Source organism: Bradyrhizobium sp. CCBAU 51765, from assembly GCF_015291725.1.
GTDB lineage: Bacteria > Pseudomonadota > Alphaproteobacteria > Rhizobiales > Xanthobacteraceae > Bradyrhizobium > Bradyrhizobium liaoningense.
On record NZ_CP030038.1, the window covers coordinates 4,149,929 to 4,165,231 of the forward strand.

A 15,303-nucleotide genomic window follows, 5' to 3' on the forward strand; every position below is an offset into this window, starting at 1 on the left:
GAGGTCATTTCGATGGAGATCACTGTTGCAGGCACGCGGCCGACCCGCCACGCGCCCAAGGAACACTTCACCGGCACTGTCTTGCAGGACCCCGTGATCATGGCGCCCGCGCCGGCACGGCTGAACTGCTCGCGCGTGTCGTTCGAGCCGGGCGCGCGCACCAACTGGCATCACCATCCGCTCGGGCAGACGCTTTACGTCATTTCCGGCGTCGGCCGCATCCAGGCCAAGGGCGGGCCGATCCGCGAGATCCGTCCCGGCGACACCGTCTGGATTCCGCCGGGCGAACTGCACTGGCACGGGGCATCGCCAACCAACGCCATGTGCCACATCGCCATGCAGGAAGCGCTCGACGGCGTCTACTCGACCTGGCTCGAGCCGGTCACCGACGCGGAGTACGGAGCCGCGATCGGCTAAATCTCTCGAGTCCCGGACCGGAATGACTCGGTATTGGAGCGTGCAAAAAACTCAGTTCACGCGGGTCCAGGTCTGGCCGCCGCAGAACATGCCGCCGAACGCGCAGCCCTGCACGCGCAGCCGGTCGGTGCCTTTCATCGCGATGGTGGAATCATAGGTCGAGCCGGAGTTTGGATCGAGGATGCGGCCGGACCATTTCTGGTCCTTGCCGGGCTTCATGTTGATCAGGACCTGCTCGCCGTTCTGGTTCGATCTGCTGTCGACCGAATAGCCGCAGAGATTGCTGCCGCATTGCTCGATGCGGACCTTGCCTTCCTTCTCTTCGGTCAGCCAGACGCCGAGCGGTGAATTGAGATCGCGCGTGGGCGCCGCTGCAGGAGCAGGCGGCGCGACGGCAGCCGCCTGGACGGGGGCGGTTGGCGGGGTCGGAGCGGGCGGCGCCGCAGCCACGGCCGGGGCCGGCGGCGGTGGCACGGCCGGAACTGCCTGCTGCGTGGCTGGTGCAGGCGCCGGAGGCGGCGCGGGCGGCGGCAGCACGGCAGTCTCGGCCGGCGCATTGCTGGCGGTTGCCGCCGGAGGCGGAGCAGGCGGTGCTGCTGCGGCGGGTGCAGCGGGCACAGGTGCCTGCGCAGCCGCGGGCGGTGGGGCGACGGGAGCGGGGGCGGGAGCTGGCGCGGCCGGCGTTTGGGGCTCGACCGTGGCCTGCTGCGGCGCCTGCTGGCCCGGGGCCGTCTCGTTCTTCTTGGCCTTCTTGGCCTTCTTGGCCTTGCTCTGGCCGGTGTTGTCGTAGACGCCGGGGATCTGCACCGTGCCGCGGTCCGGATCGATGCGGATGGTGCGCCCGCCATATTCGAACGTGTACTGCGCCTGCGCTGCGGTGCTCGCCAAAAGGAATGCGGCCGTGGCCAACAGCTTCCTCATTTCCGTCTCCTGAACAGGTGGTCCCCGGACCAACGCTTACGCGCCGGTTCGCTCGCAAAAAGTGATCTAGATCACTGTCGTTGGTGTAAGTCGTTCGCCGATAGTACCGGGTTCAATGACAGCAAAGTCAGCCTAGGGTTGGACACCCGCGGCGTCACCCCTAGACGGGGCGGGGAATGGACAGGTATAACCGCTATGGTTGAGAATATGTAGAAGCACACGTTGATGTCACGACCGAGGCTTGGCAGAGGAGTTCTGGCCGCAGTCTGCTGCCTCGTCGCGACGCTGGCGCAAGCGGCTGGGTTGAGCTTTCTCGAAGTGCCGGCCGATGCCCGTGGGCCAGCGCTCAGGGGGATGGTGTGGACACCGTGCGCGGCGCCGCAGTCTGAGGTCCCGCTGGGGGGCGGGGTCGTGGTTCCAGGCGTCAAGGATTGTCCGGTTTCGGGCAATCGGCTGCCGCTGATTGTCATCTCGCACGGGCGGCGCGGCTCGTTTTTGTCGCATAGTGACACCGCGGCTGCGTTGGCCGACGCCGGCTTCGTAGTTGCCACCGTCAACCATCCGGGCGACACCGCTAGGGACAGTAGCCGGACTGATGAATTCTCTGTGTTGGTCGAACGCCCCGCCGACATGAAGCGCCTCACGAATTTCATGCTCGGTGCCTGGAAGCAAGCTGCGGTACTGGACCCGCAGCAGGTCGGCCTGTTTGGATTTTCACGCGGTGCCTATACCGGTCTCGTGGTAATCGGCGGCAATCCCGATTTCGGCGCTCTGGCTGCGCTCTGCGAGGGGACCACAACGCCGAAATGTCGGGATATTCGCGAGGGCCGCCTGCCGACCGCGCCGGCGGTCCACGATCCTCGCGTGAGAGCCGCGATATTGGCGGATCCGCCCCTCTTTGAGGGCCTCTTCAGTCGTGAGCGCCTAGCCAACGTGACAATCCCACTGCTGCTGTGGCGTTCCGCGCTCGGTGGCGACGGCGTCGCGCCCGAAGCAATCGATTTGCTGGTACCGCTGCTACCCGTACGGCCCGACTATCGGACCGTGCCGAACTCCGCACATTTCTCCTTCATTACTCCATGTCCGCCCAAACTCGCAGAGATGGCGCCAATCCTGTGCACCGATCCGCCAGGCTTCGATCGCACCGCGTTTCACAACGAGTTCAATGCCGCGGCTGTCGCCTTTTTCCGCGCGCACTTGGAGTGACGACGGGCGCACGCCGCGAGTGCATCAGCTAGTCGAACCAGGCGGCGTAGATTTTCTTGTAGCTGCCGTCCTCCATGGAGATGTGCAGCCATTGGTCGACGAAGGCTTTCAGCGCCATGTCGCGCTGGAGCCAATAAGCCTTCTCGGAGAAGTCGAACGGCTTTTCGGGATGCACCGCGCAGAGCACGCCGGCATGCTGCTTCTGCTGGTAGCGGGTTTCGGACGCGTCGGTCATCATCAGGTCGGCGTTGCCCTTGGCAATTTCATCGAAGATCACGGTGTTGTCGGCGAAGACAGTGATCTCGGCATCCCTGATGTTGGCTCGCGCGAAGCGCTCGTTGGTGCCGCCGGGATTGACGATGATGCGGGTGCCCTTCTTGTCGATGTCGGGAAGCGTCTGGTATTTGCCGACATCGGAGCAGCGCGCGATCGGGGTCTTGCCCTCGCGCATGATCGGTGTGGAGAACAAGCCTTTCTTCTGCCGGTCGAGCGTCACCGAGACCCCGCCCATGGCGATGTCGAACTGGTCGGCCTCGAAATCCTTCATCAGCTTAGGCCACGCGGTGGGCACGAATTCGACCTTGACGCCGAGCGCCTTGCCGAGGGCCTGCGCCATGTCGACGTCGAAGCCGCTGAACTGCTGCGTGGTCTTGTCCAGATAGGTGAAGGGCTTGTAGTCGCCGGTCATGCCGATGCGGAGCGTGCCGCGGTTGACGATCTCGTCGAGGCGCGAGGGCACGGCCTGCTGTGCCTGCGCCGGGACATTCAGCAGCAACGCCACGGCCAAAGCCGTCCACAACCGAACGATCATCTCTTTTCCACCCATGCCCGAGCTGTCATTGTGCAGCCCTTGAGCGGTGGATTTAGACCAGATGCCCGTCGCTGGCGAGGCAGAATTGAAGGGAATCCAGAGGTGACGATCTCGATGTACGAGGCCTCAGTCGGCCTCTTCGTGCCTTATTTGCGCAACCTGTCAGCGCTGCTCGACAAGGGCGGCGCCCATGCGGAGGCCCGTAAGTTCAATCCGACGGTTCTGCTCGGCATGCGCCTTGCGCCGAACATGTACGATCTGGCGCAGCAGGTCGGCGAAGCCTGTCGTCATGCGGTGGTCGCGCCGGCCTTGCTGGCGCAGTGCGAGCCGGTGGCGCTGCCGGCCCTCGAGCACGACATGGCCGGTCTTCAGGCGCGCATCGCAACGTCCATCGAGTTCATCGAAAGCTTGCCGCGCGCGGAGATCGACGCGGCTGCGGAACGGAATGTCGTCTTCAGGTTAAAGAACGGGACCGAGCTGCCCTTCACCGGGCGGACGCTGCTGCTGACATTCAGCGTCCCGCAGTTCTTCTTTCACGTCACCACCGCCTACGACCTGTTGCGGCACGCCGGCGTCGAGCTGGTGAAGAAGGATTATCTCGGCAGGAAGTAGGGCCAGGCTCGATGGTCACCTCTCCATCGGGAGAGGTGACCGAGATGCCGGGCCACGGAAAACCCTTACGCTTCGCCCTTGCGCTCGTAGTCGGCGAGCGAACTTCGGCCGGCGATCTCGCTGCGCAGCTCTTCGAAGCGACGATGTGACTCGTCCTCCCGTTCGTCAACGAAGCGCACGGCGGCCTCGCTCGTCATCGGGCCGCTGACCACGGGGGCAGATTGCTCTCCGATGGTCTCATGGACGTAGAACTGGCCGTCATCGCCGCGATGGACCGTCCATTTGAGGCGGATCGCGACCATCGGACCGGGGCCAACCTTGCTGTAGCCATCCGCATCGATGTGCTCCGGCACCAGCGGCTGCTCGTCGATCATCGGATGCTCTTCGACAGCATGATGTTCTTCGACCGACGGCTCCTCAGCGACGACGACGATCTCGGTCTCCCGGATGGTTTCGGTTTCCCGGATGGTTTCGGTTTCACGAACGACGAGGACGGGCTCGGGGTGCTCCAGGATGCTGGCGATGGTGGCGAGCGCGTGGTCGGTCGGGTCGATCTCTGACAAGGGTTCATCCTCCAGCTCGACGCGGCCGGCCAGTCTGTCCCACTGCCGCCGCGGCGGGTCTTATTACGCGCGTTTGATTAAGGCTGAGTTGGGGCTCGATCTGCACCAAAATGGGACGCTTTCTGGCACTCCGAAGGCGGGCGCATCCGATGCCCGCCCGCAGTTCGGCTCAGCCCAGCACGTCCTGGTTGATCACGTTCTGCCTGATCGGATCGCCATCGAGCACACTCAGGATGTTACGCGCGGTCTGCTCGCTCATGCGCTGGACGGCTTCGACTGTCACGCCGGCGACATGCGGGGCGACGATGACGTTGGGCAGCGCGAACAGCGCGTTGCCGACCGGCGGCGGCTCGACCTCGAACACGTCGATGCCGGCGCCGGCGAGCTTGCCGGAGATCAGGGCGTCGTACAACGCAGCCTCCTTCACGATGCCGCCGCGCGCGGTGTTGATGAGGTAGGAGTTCGGCTTCATCCGCCCGATCCTGTCAGCATCGAACAGACCAACGGTTTCCGGCGTCTTCGGGCAGTGGATGGTGACGAAATCGGCGTTGGGGAGCGCCGCGTCGAGGCCGGTGACGGGCTCGCAGCCGGCGGCCTTGATTTCGGCGGCTTCCTTGTAGGGATCGTAGACCTGGACGTTCATTTCGAATGCCAGGCAGCGCTTGGCGGTGCGACTGCCGATGCGGCCGAAGCCGACGATCAGCACGGTCTTGCCGTAGAGGTCGAACGGCAGCATGCCGAGCCGGTCGGCCCATTTGCCGTCCCTGACACAGGCGTGCATCTCCTGCGCGCGCTTGGCCAGCGTCAGCATCATGAACAGCGCCGCTTCCGCGACTGAGGGCGAGTTCGCGCTGCCCGCGACCATCAGCGGCACCTTGCGGCGGGAGAGGGCGGGCACGTCGACGGCGTCGTAGCCGACGCCGATCCGGGTCACCACCTTCATGTCCCTGGCGGCTTCGAGCTCGGTCTCGCCGAAGGCCGTTGCGCCAAGGGCCACGCCGTGGACAGGGGCATGGCTCTTCAACAAGGCCTCGAAGTCCTTCGCCGAGATCAGGTTCGCAAACTCGACGAGCTCGATATCGTCCCGCCGGGTGAGGAGGGCGCGTGCACCTTGCGACAAAGTTTGTGTAACGAAAATCTTCTTCTTGTTGGTCCCCATCGTCCCCTGCCTGCGCGAGTTTCTTGTCCGGCCGTCACAAGACGACGCCGGTTGCCTCGTTTAGCAGGTGCATATTGTTGAGGTCCATCGCCAAACGCATGGGTGCCCCGTCCTTGGCGCCGGCATTGGGATTGACGCGGCCGCAGATCGGCGTGCCCTCGAGCCCGAAATAGACCAGCGTCTCCATCCCCATCGGCTCGGTGACGTCGAGCACGGTGTCGAAGGTCTCGACGCCGGGCTCCAGATGCGCGTGCGACTCGGTGAGATGCTCGGGCCGGAGCCCCAGCAGCAGCTTGTCGGTGCGCGGCAGCGCGTTGTAGCGCGCGGCGCGGGCCGGCGGCAGCGGGAAGGCGATGCGGTCGGTGAGGCGGATCTGGAGCCTGCCGCCGACATCCTCGAGACGGCACGGAATGAAGTTCATCGCCGGCGAGCCGATGAAGCCCGCGACGAAGCGCGTCGCCGGCTTGTGGTAGAGCTCGTTCGGCGTGCCGATCTGCTCGATCCGGCCCTTGTTCATCACCACCACGCGATCGGCCAGCGTCATCGCCTCGACCTGGTCGTGGGTGACGTAGACCGTGGTGGTGCGCACCTTCTGGTGCACTTTCTTGATCTCGATCCGCATCTGCACGCGGAGCTTGGCGTCGAGATTGGACAGCGGCTCGTCGAACAGGAAGACCTTCGGGTTGCGTACGATGGCCCGGCCCATCGCGACGCGCTGGCGCTGGCCGCCGGAGAGCTGCTTCGGCTTGCGGTCGATCAGGTCGGTGATGTCGAGGAGGCGCGCGGCCTCCGTCACCCGTGCCTTGATCTCGGCCTTGGGGTAGTGCTTCAGGCGCAGCCCGAACGACATGTTCTCGGCGACCGTCATGTGCGGATAGAGCGCGTAGTTCTGGAACACCATCGCGATGTCGCGGTCCTTTGGCGGCACGTCGTTGACGACGTCGCCGCCGATCATGATGTCGCCGTCGCTGATGTCCTCGAGGCCTGCGATCATGCGCAGCGTCGTCGACTTGCCGCAGCCGGAGGGGCCGACCAGCACGATGAACTCATGGTCGGCGATGTCGAGGTCGATGCCGCGCACGGCTTCGACATCGTCGTAACGCTTGACTACCTTCCGCAAAGCAACTTCAGCCATGAGCCATCAACCCTTTGTCGCGCCGGCGGTCAGGCCGGCAATGTAATAGTCCATCAGGAAGGCGTAGATGATCAGCGGCGGCGCAGCGCCCAGCAGCGCGCCGGTCATGATCTGTCCCCAGTTGAAGACGTCGCCCTTGATCAGCGTGGTGGTGATGCCGACCGGCAGCACGAGCTGATCGACAGACGTCGTGAACACCAGGGGATAGAGGAATTGCGCCCAGGACACGGTGAAGGCGAAGATGGTCGCTGCGATCAGCCCGGGCAGGGCGACCGGGATGAAGATCCGCGTCAGGGTCTGCAGCCAGGAGGCGCCGTCGATGAGAGCGGCCTCATCCAGCTCCTTCGGAATGGAGGCGAAATAGCCGATCATGATCCAGGTGCAGAACGGCACCGTCAGCGTCGGATAGATGAACAGCAGCACGTACCATCGGTTCAGCAGCGTGATGCCGGTCAGGTCCTGGACCATCGCCAGCATCTTGAACAGCGGTATGAACAACAGGCTGTCCGGAATGAGGTAGGTGAGGAAGACGCCGGTCGCCAGCGTCGTCGAGCCCCAGAACTTCATCCGCGCCAGTGCAAACGCCGCGGGAACGCTGATCAGCATGGTCACGAGGACGACTGCGAGCGAGACGATCGACGAATTCCAGAAGAAGCGCAGGAACTGGTTGGAGGTCAGGAGCTCGACATAGTTCGACAAGGTCGGGTGAAACACCCACCAGGGATTTGTCGCCGCCGATATTTCCGCGCTGCTCTTGAGCGAGGTGATCAGCATGTAGATCGGCGGCGTCAGGAAGAAGATCGCGAACAGCACCAGGAAGAAGTAGGACCAGCGCAACGCCCAGGCGCGGTCCCGGCTCATGCTGCCGTACTTGACCTTGCGCGACGGTCCGGCCTTGTCGATTGCAAGCGTGCTCATCAGGCTTCATTCCCGCGTTTGGAGACATCGCGCAGGATGAAAATCGCTGCGATGGCGAGGATCGGCACCATGAACAGCGAGACGCTGGCGCCAAGCGGAATGTCGCTGCCTTCGATGCCGACCTTGAAGGCCCAGGTGGCGAAGATATGCGTCTGGTCAAGCGGGCCACCCGAGGTCAGGATGCGGACGATGTCGAAATTGGCGAAGGTCACGATCAGCGAGAACAGCGCCGTGATCGCGATGATGTTCCGCATCATCGGCAGCGTGACATACCAGATCTTCTGCCACCAATTGGCGCCGTCGATCGCGGCGGCCTCGTAGAGCTGGTCCGGCACCGATTTCAACGCGGCCAGATACATGATCATGAAGAACGGCGCGCCGTACCAGACGTTGACGAGAATGACGGAAAAGCGAGCCCATACATTGTCGCCGAGCCAGTTGATCGGGCCGATGCCGAAGAATGAGAGCGTGTAGTTGAAGGCGCTGTAGGAGGGGTCGAACAGCCACAGCCACGCCAGCGTGCTCATCGCCGGCGGGATCACCCAGGGCACCAGCAGCATGCCGCGCCATTTGCGCTGCCCCTTGGCCGGAATGTTGTGTACGAAATGGGCGACGATGAATCCGATCAGCGCCTTGAAGAACACGGCCGTGACGGCAAAGATGCAGGATTGCTTCACCACCATCCAGAAGGTGTCGCGCTTGAACAGGAACAGGAAGTTGCCGAAGCCGACGAACTTCTGCATCGACTTGTTCAGGGTCGCGAGATGGACGGAGTAGACGGCGGGATAGAGCACCAGGAGCGCTATCAGCAGGATCAGCGGCAGCGTCAGGAAGAACGCGACCGTCGATTTTCGTCCCAGGACATTGCGAAGGCTGGCCGGCTTGCGCGCGCGCGCCGCACGGACCGCTTGACCTTGCTCAACGACGACATCGGCCATGGCGTAGCTTTCTCGGAAATTGTCGACTGGCGAAGCCGGCCCGATCGACCGGCTTCCTCGATTGGCGGCACGCGATGCGTGGCGGCTCACGCCTCAAGCGTGAACCGCCTGGCACACGCCCGGCATCAACTCCGCATGAAGCCCTCGCACTCGCCTTCGGCCCAGGCGAGCGTGGCCTCCATCTTTTCGCCCTGCGCATAGCGCAGCGCCATCTTGGTCAACGTCGCCTGGAAGTAGATCTGCTGCGCGATCTTGGGCGGCGCGGGAGATGCCGCGATCGACAGCGTCTGATGGTTGTTGGGGTTCGGATAGTGATACAGCGTCCCCTTCGGCGGCCCTTCCTCCGCCCAGGTCTTCAGCGTCGTCATGTTGGCGTAGGCGGGCAGATCGTAGCCGCCGCTCGCCGCGACGAACTTTTCGATCGATGACGGCTGCGACAGGTAGGTGAGGAGGCTCTTGGCCGCTTCCTTGTTCTTGCTGAAGCTCCAGAGGCCCCAGAAGTACGGCAGGTAGGGTGCGAACCGGCCCTTGGGCCCGGACGGCATGCCGTGCGTCCAGCACTGCTCGGCGATCTGCGGCGCGTCGCGCCTTGCGACCGCCCAGGCGCTCGGCGGATTCAGGATCATCGCGCCGCGGCCCGAGATCAGCCATTTGTTGTTCGAGGCATCGTCCCAGGACGGAGCGTCCGGCGGCAGGAAGGCGATCAGCTTCTTGTAGTATTCGAGCGCCTGACGAACGGCATCGGTCTTCACCGTGACGTCGCCCTTGGCGTTGACGAGCTCGGCACCGAACGACTGGAAGATCGCGCCTGCGGTGTCGACGCTGTCGGTGGTTTCGCCGAGGCCGATCCCGAATGGCACGCCGCCCTTGTGGCAGGCCTCGGCCGCCTTGAGGAAGGTCTCCAACGTCCAATTGTCCGCCTTTGCGGGCGCACCGACAGGGTACATCTCCTGCACGTCGATGCCGGCATGCTTCTTCATCAGATCGATGCGGGAGCAGGGTCCCTTGATCTGGCTTCCCGGGGTTGCGGGAACGGCGAGCCACTTGCCGCCGGCCTGACCGAGATATTTGACGGTGCCGTTGACCTCGCCGTTCTGCTTGATGAGCGGCTCCATGACGTCGTTCACCGGCTCGAGATTTTCAGCGTAGGCGTGCGGCCACCAGGTCGGCATCTGCAGGATGTCGTGACCGGATTTTGCCTGGGCCTCGGCTGCGACCGTAAGTTGGATCTTGTTGTTGTTGCTGGTGATGTAGTCGATCGAGACTTCGACCTTCTCTTTTTCGCCCCATGCTTTGACCATGGCGGTGGAGGCGTCGTTGGCATTCGGAACCCAATGGTCCCAGAAGCCGATCGAGAGCTTGCCGGCGGCGTAGGCGCCCCGGACGTAGGGCGCCGTGATCAGCGCCGCGGAGGACATTGCAGTGGCAGCCACAAATTGACGTCGCGTCAGTGTCTTGCGTGACATCTCGTTTCCTCGCCTGGGTGTTGTTGTTGGAGTTTCCTCTGAGAGATTTTTGAGTTTCTTGTTTTCGAATTTTCTTATTGATGCCGGCGGTCGACGTGAAAATTCACGCCGCCCGGGGCAAATTGGTAGCGCGATCAGATCATGATTGATGGCGTCTGTCGAGAAAGCCGAGCGGCTCCGCGTCTAAAACTAACGTTGGGCCCAAGACGCGCGTCGCTGCATGTCAGGGCCATGCGTCGAACGTGAACCGCGAACGCACATTTTGCGACGCACACAGCGCACAGACCAACCCGGAACGATCCGTTGCGCAATTACGCCGCAGTTTCGAATAAGCCTGCATAACCGCTTCGCGCGACAGACTTTTCCGGCGTGGACAGCACTCGGCTGTGTCTGGACCGCAAAGCGCTGGAAACGATAGAGTTCAGCTGGTGGTTTGCTTCCGCCCGCCAAGACCAATTGGATCGACGATGGAGACGAGAATGATCAATGCGGCGCCGCCAGCGCGGCCTTACCTGCGACGATGGCTCGCGCTGGGGTCCATGCTCGCGCTGTTGCTCGGTGCAGCGACTTGGGCGAATGCTCAGGGATTGGTCAAAGGGGTTCAGGAAGGCGCTGCGGCCGGGAACAAGGCCGCAGGTCCGGTCGGTGGCGTGCTCGGCGGCGCAATCGGCGGCGTGGTTGGCGTCTTCACGGGCGTGCTCGGCGTCGGCAATAACAACGGCGGCAATCCTCCGCCGGCCGCCAGGGAGTCCAGCAAGGACGCCAAGCAGCAAGGCGCAGCCAAGGACAAGGATGCCAAGAGTGCCAAGCCGGGTAAGGGCGCCAAGGCGACCAAAGAGGCGAAGAACGCGCCGCAAGACAAGGGCAAGGACGTCACGGTTCTCACCCAGCCCGGCACGCCGCAGCTGACCGCCGAACAGATCGTCGCCAACAGCGATTCCTACATCGAGCGGATCAAGACCCAGCTGAACCTCACGCCGGAACAGGAGAAGCACTGGTACGGCTTCTCGAGTGCGATGCACTACCTCGGGCATAATGGTGCAGAGCGGCTCAACTTGAGGGTTGCGCGGGCCAAGCGGGATCCGCCCGACGACATCATCGAGCAGATGCGCAACGAGGCCCAGTTCCTGATTGATCGCGCCGCCGACCAGCGCAACGTTGCCGACGCCGCCGAGCCGCTTTATTCGAGCCTCGACGACAAGCAGAAGCAGGTCTTCATTCAGGAGATGGTGCACCTCAGTCACGAGCGGGGACTGGACTGATCAAGTTGAATCGGTCCGGGCGCGGTTGAATTAACGGCGCCCGCCACGAATTCGTGAATCCTCCCCGCAATTCGGTTATGGTTAGCTTCGTAAGCTGACTGCGGGGTTGATATGGCGGACGGACTCTCCGTTTTCCTGGTCGAAGACGAGGCGTTGATCCGGATGATGATGGCCGACATGGTGGCGGAACTCGGCCACCACGTCGTCGCGGAAGCGGACAATGTGCGCGACGCCAGCGCCTTTGCCATGACCGCGCAATACGACATGGCCATCCTCGACATCAATCTCATGGGCGTCTACGTCGATCCCGTCGCCGACCTGATCGAACGTCGCGGAAAACCGTTTCTGTTCGCCACAGGCTACGGCCCGGAACTGCTGCCGTCCTTGCTCCGGCGCAGGCCGATCCTGCGCAAACCGATCGCTATGGATCAGCTCAAGGCGATGATCGATTCGATGTTTCCCGAGCCGTCAACCAAAACTCTGGGCTGACCGATCTCGCCCGACGCGCACGGCCACAAGGTGATTTTGCCGGCTCAGTTGCGACCGTTCCTCAGCACCCTGGCGATGGTGTGGGCCGTCATGGCTGCGCGATCCGACGCGCGCTGAGCAGCCAGCCGGTCGCGCGCCTTTTCCTCGATCAGGAGTTCGATCAGGGCCAGCCGCTTGTCTTCGCTGTCCGCTTCGCTCAGCAGACGGTGATAGCGGTGATAGTCGAAACCCAGATCCTGCTTACGCATGTCACGCCCCCCGCAACTACGCCACACACGGGGAGATTGTTTCGCATCTGAAACATGCACGCAAGCACGTTCCGGGCTGGAACCGGGCGCGTGCTGAATCATCTGTGAATTACTGGAACGCGCCGGCAGCGGAGCGTGATCGTCCGTCAATCCGCAGTGTGGTCGGCAAACATCTTCAGGCCGACGAAGCTCGCATCGGGCTTGATCACGAGCCTGGTCGGGATGTTGCGCAGATAATCCTGGAAGCGTCCCTTCGCTTCAAAGCGTGCCCGGAACGCGGAGGCCGCGAGGAACTCGCGAAAGCGCGGCACGATTCCGCCGGCGATATAGACGCCGCCGCGCGCGCCGAAGGTCACCGCGAGATTGCCGGCAACCGAGCCAAGGATGGCGCAAAACATCTCCAGCGTCGCGCGGCTGACGGGACAGCTGCCCTCAAGCGCAGCCTTGGTGATGGCAGCGGCATCGCGGTGCGGCACCTGTACGCCATCGATCTCGCCCAAGGCTTCATAGAGGTTCTGCAGTCCGGAGCCCGAGAGGGCGCCACGTTCGATGGAGACATGGCCTAGGCGCCGGCGCAAGCAGGCGATCACGCGTTCCTCGCGCTCATTCTCCGCCGGCAGGGTCGCATGTCCGGCCTCAGTGACGACGGCCAGTCGCGAACCATGGCGTTCGATCAGGCAGGAGACACCAAAGCCGGTTCCGGGCCCGACGACCAGCAACGGCTCTCCGGGCAGGCCATCGCCTCCGCCGAGCGGAATCAGATCGGCAGGCTGCAAGGCGGGCAGGGACCAGGCCACCACCTCGAAGTCGTTCAGCACATGCACGCTGTCGAAGCCGAGCGCGGGCTGCAGCTCGTTGCCGTCGATGACCCAGGGGCTGTTGGTCATGACGCAGCGGTTGTTGGTGACGGGACCCGCCACGGCCAGCACCGCTCTTTGGGGCTGCTCGCCGCCTGACCGGCCCGCCAGGACATCCGCGATGGCTTCTCGTACGGTCGGGAAGTCGGCGACCTTCACGTAGTCGATCGGTCCGGTCTGATCGTTCCGGTTCAGCGCAAATCGCGCATTTGTGCCGCCGATATCGGCGAGAAGAATGGTTCCTGACTTGCCGATGCCCATAGCCCTGCGGCTTCCGCGGCCTTGCGGCCCTCGGGAACCTTCGCCTCCGTTCCTGATCCGATCCGCAAACCGCGGACGGTCTGAGAATCCTCGCTTGGTTGTTCCTAGTCAACACGGACAAGGTCAAACCGTTGCATTCTAGGCAAATCCCGGCCGTCAGCCCGGTATCGCCGCACGCGGTCGGTGGTTGCTAAGCTGCGCCGGAAGATCGACATTGGGAAGGAGCGTCCGGCGCCGACGCCGGGCGGATCGAGTGGGGCCTTGCAATGAAGATTTCCGACCGTGACGTGTTGCTGGTGATCGACGTGCAGAACGACTTCTGTACCGGCGGAGCCCTCGCCGTTCCCAGTGGCGAGAAGGTCGTCCCTGCCATCAATCGGATCGCCCAAAAATTCGCCAATGTGGTGCTGACCCAGGACTGGCATCCGAGCGACCATGTCTCGTTCGCGTCGAACCATGCGGGCAAGCAGCCGTTCCAGGCCATCGAGCTCGACTACGGCACGCAGGTGCTATGGCCGGCGCATTGCGTGCAAGGCACGGCGGGCGCCGAATTTCATCGCGATCTCGACGTGACGCGGGCTGGCCTCGTGGTGCGCAAGGGCTTTCGCCGTGGCATCGATTCCTATTCGGCGCTGTTCGAGAACGACCATCGGACGCCGACAGGACTGCTCGGCTATTTGCGCGAACGCGAGCTGAAGACCGTCTTTGTCGCCGGTCTGGCGCTGGACTTCTGCGTTCGCTTCTCGGCGGAGGATGCGCGTAAGGCGGGGTTGGAGGTGGCCGTCATCGAGGATGCCTGCCGTGGCATCGATCTCGACGGCTCGGTGGCCGCGACACATCAAAGTTTCAGGGACCGCGGCATCGCTGTTGTCAGCCTCGAGGCGTTCCTGTGAGGATATAGAGGTAGCCATGGTGGAGAGGACCGCCAAACAGCCACGTGGACCAGGGCATGCCCCTGACGATCCACGGCTGTGGCCGTTTGCGGCGGCGCAGCTGGCCATGGATGCCTGCTTCTGGTGGCTGGAGCGCGGACCCGCGAAGCAGGGTGAGAGCAGCCTGCCATGGACGACGCCCAACAGCGTTGCCCTGGAGCTCGCAACGATGCAGCTGCGCGATTGCTCGCGGACCCGGTCCGGCCAGCCGGCGCTGGTCTGCGCCCCCTATGCGCTGCATCGGGCCCTGATCGCTGATTTCGCGCCAGGCCATAGCGTGGTGCAGTCGCTGCAAGAGGGCGGTGTCGACAGGGTCTATGTCACCGACTGGCGGTCGGCCACCCCGAGCATGCGCTATCTCTCGATCGACAGCTATCTCGCCGACCTCAACGTCGCCATCGACGAGATCGGTGCGCCGGTCGATCTCGTCGGCCTTTGCCAGGGCGGATGGCTGTCGCTGCTCTACGCGGCGCGCTTTCCAGCCAAGGTGCGGCGGCTGGTCCTGGTCGGTGCGCCCGTGGACTTGTCGATCGATTCCTCGCTTTCCCGCCTCGCCCGCAACGCGCCCGAGCTGGTCTACGACCAGCTCGTTTCGCGCGGCGGCGGCAATGTCAGCGGCGAGGAGATGTTGCACTTCTGGTCCAAGGCGCCGAGCCGCGACGATATCGTGGCGGCATTGCAGCGGGATCTCTCGGATGAGCAGGGCATCGCGCTGCTCGCGCGCTTCGACCGCTGGAACGCCGAGACGCTCAATCTGCCGGGCACTTACTATCTCGAGATCGTCAACGGGATTTTCCGGGAGAACCGGATTGCCGGGGACAGATTTGTCGCGCTCGGCCGCCCGATTCATCTGAAGGACGTCGTGGCGCCGATCTTCCTGCTCGCCGGGCTCGACGACGATGTGGTGCCTGCGACGCAAGCACTCGCCACCGCCGGGCTTGTCGGCACACCGCCAGCCTTCATTGCGGCGGCTTCCGAGCCGAGCAATCATCTTGGACTGTTCATGGGAGCGCGCACCCACGCGCATGTCTGGCGCCGGATCGCCGGATGGCTGCGCGACGATCTGCCCGGCGTGCTGGCCCGCAGCGCCTGAGCTCGCCGGGGCCGG

17 protein-coding genes are annotated in these 15,303 nt (G+C 63.8%); 7 read left to right on the forward strand and 10 right to left on the reverse strand.

Annotation, left to right across the window (positions count from 1 at the left end; all coding sequences use genetic code 11):
* Nucleotides 1-12: 12 nt before the first annotated feature.
* Nucleotides 13-417 carry a cupin domain-containing protein gene (locus tag XH96_RS19955; protein ID WP_194393924.1) on the forward strand — a complete coding sequence of 135 codons (405 nt, stop codon included), beginning with the start codon at nucleotides 13-15 and terminating at the stop codon, nucleotides 415-417.
* Between the two features lie 51 nt (nucleotides 418-468).
* Here XH96_RS19955 and XH96_RS19960 read toward each other — a convergent pair whose 3' ends face one another.
* A complete protein-coding gene (locus XH96_RS19960; protein WP_194393925.1) occupies nucleotides 469-1,338 on the reverse strand; it encodes a DUF2147 domain-containing protein in 870 nt (289 codons plus the stop codon).
* A 411-nt stretch (nucleotides 1,339-1,749) separates the two neighbouring features.
* Between XH96_RS19960 and XH96_RS19965 the strand changes: the two genes are divergently transcribed.
* Nucleotides 1,750-2,544 carry an alpha/beta hydrolase family protein gene (locus XH96_RS19965; protein ID WP_371740150.1) on the forward strand — a complete coding sequence of 265 codons (795 nt, stop codon included), beginning with the start codon at nucleotides 1,750-1,752 and terminating at the stop codon, nucleotides 2,542-2,544.
* Between the two features lie 28 nt (nucleotides 2,545-2,572).
* Here the strand turns inward: XH96_RS19965 and XH96_RS19970 are convergent, their stop codons facing one another.
* Complete coding sequence (locus XH96_RS19970; protein WP_194393926.1) at nucleotides 2,573-3,355, reverse strand: transporter substrate-binding domain-containing protein; 783 nt, start codon at nucleotides 3,353-3,355, stop codon at nucleotides 2,573-2,575.
* A 114-nt stretch (nucleotides 3,356-3,469) separates the two neighbouring features.
* Between XH96_RS19970 and XH96_RS19975 the strand changes: the two genes are divergently transcribed.
* A complete protein-coding gene (locus tag XH96_RS19975; protein ID WP_194393927.1) occupies nucleotides 3,470-3,967 on the forward strand; it encodes a DUF1993 family protein in 498 nt (165 codons plus the stop codon).
* A 65-nt stretch (nucleotides 3,968-4,032) separates the two neighbouring features.
* On the opposite strand, the gene XH96_RS19980 is transcribed toward XH96_RS19975, so the two are convergent.
* The 6 genes from XH96_RS19980 to XH96_RS20005 form a co-directional block, all read right to left on the reverse strand.
* A complete protein-coding gene (locus XH96_RS19980) occupies nucleotides 4,033-4,530 on the reverse strand; it encodes a hypothetical protein (RefSeq protein WP_194393928.1) in 498 nt (165 codons plus the stop codon).
* 169 nt (nucleotides 4,531-4,699) lie between these two features.
* Entirely contained in the window at nucleotides 4,700-5,689 is a 990-nt protein-coding gene (locus XH96_RS19985) for a hydroxyacid dehydrogenase (protein WP_194393929.1), read from the reverse strand.
* 34 nt (nucleotides 5,690-5,723) lie between these two features.
* The gene (locus XH96_RS19990; RefSeq protein ID WP_194393930.1) at nucleotides 5,724-6,824 is read right to left on the reverse strand and encodes an ABC transporter ATP-binding protein; all 1,101 of its coding nucleotides are present in this window, start codon (nucleotides 6,822-6,824) and stop codon (nucleotides 5,724-5,726) included.
* 6 nt (nucleotides 6,825-6,830) lie between these two features.
* The gene (locus tag XH96_RS19995) at nucleotides 6,831-7,742 is read right to left on the reverse strand and encodes a carbohydrate ABC transporter permease (RefSeq protein ID WP_194393931.1); all 912 of its coding nucleotides are present in this window, start codon (nucleotides 7,740-7,742) and stop codon (nucleotides 6,831-6,833) included.
* On the reverse strand, nucleotides 7,742-8,680 hold the full coding sequence (locus XH96_RS20000) for a carbohydrate ABC transporter permease (RefSeq protein WP_194393932.1): 939 nt from the start codon (nucleotides 8,678-8,680) through the stop codon (nucleotides 7,742-7,744). The genes XH96_RS19995 and XH96_RS20000 overlap by 1 nt, the downstream gene beginning before the upstream one ends.
* Before the next feature lie 125 nt (nucleotides 8,681-8,805).
* Nucleotides 8,806-10,146, reverse strand: coding sequence for an ABC transporter substrate-binding protein (locus XH96_RS20005; RefSeq protein ID WP_194393933.1), 1,341 nt, complete (start codon nucleotides 10,144-10,146; stop codon nucleotides 8,806-8,808).
* Nucleotides 10,147-10,625: 479 nt separating this feature from the next.
* Here XH96_RS20005 and XH96_RS20010 point away from each other — a divergent pair, with 479 nt between their 5' ends.
* Together XH96_RS20010 and XH96_RS20015 are read left to right on the forward strand one after the other, a co-directional pair.
* A complete protein-coding gene (locus tag XH96_RS20010) occupies nucleotides 10,626-11,408 on the forward strand; it encodes a Spy/CpxP family protein refolding chaperone (RefSeq protein ID WP_194393934.1) in 783 nt (260 codons plus the stop codon).
* Nucleotides 11,409-11,519: 111 nt separating this feature from the next.
* The gene (locus tag XH96_RS20015; RefSeq protein ID WP_194393935.1) at nucleotides 11,520-11,897 is read left to right on the forward strand and encodes a response regulator; all 378 of its coding nucleotides are present in this window, start codon (nucleotides 11,520-11,522) and stop codon (nucleotides 11,895-11,897) included.
* Between the two features lie 44 nt (nucleotides 11,898-11,941).
* Here XH96_RS20015 and XH96_RS20020 read toward each other — a convergent pair whose 3' ends face one another.
* Together XH96_RS20020 and glk are read right to left on the reverse strand one after the other, a co-directional pair.
* On the reverse strand, nucleotides 11,942-12,145 hold the full coding sequence (locus XH96_RS20020; protein WP_194393936.1) for a hypothetical protein: 204 nt from the start codon (nucleotides 12,143-12,145) through the stop codon (nucleotides 11,942-11,944).
* Between the two features lie 146 nt (nucleotides 12,146-12,291).
* Entirely contained in the window at nucleotides 12,292-13,263 is a 972-nt protein-coding gene (glk, locus tag XH96_RS20025) for a glucokinase (RefSeq protein WP_194393937.1), read from the reverse strand.
* Nucleotides 13,264-13,529: 266 nt separating this feature from the next.
* On the opposite strand from glk, the gene pncA reads away from it, so the two are divergent.
* A complete protein-coding gene (gene pncA, locus XH96_RS20030; protein ID WP_194393938.1) occupies nucleotides 13,530-14,156 on the forward strand; it encodes a bifunctional nicotinamidase/pyrazinamidase in 627 nt (208 codons plus the stop codon).
* 16 nt (nucleotides 14,157-14,172) lie between these two features.
* The gene (locus tag XH96_RS20035) at nucleotides 14,173-15,288 is read left to right on the forward strand and encodes an alpha/beta fold hydrolase (protein ID WP_194393939.1); all 1,116 of its coding nucleotides are present in this window, start codon (nucleotides 14,173-14,175) and stop codon (nucleotides 15,286-15,288) included.
* Nucleotides 15,289-15,303: the final 15 nt, after the last annotated feature.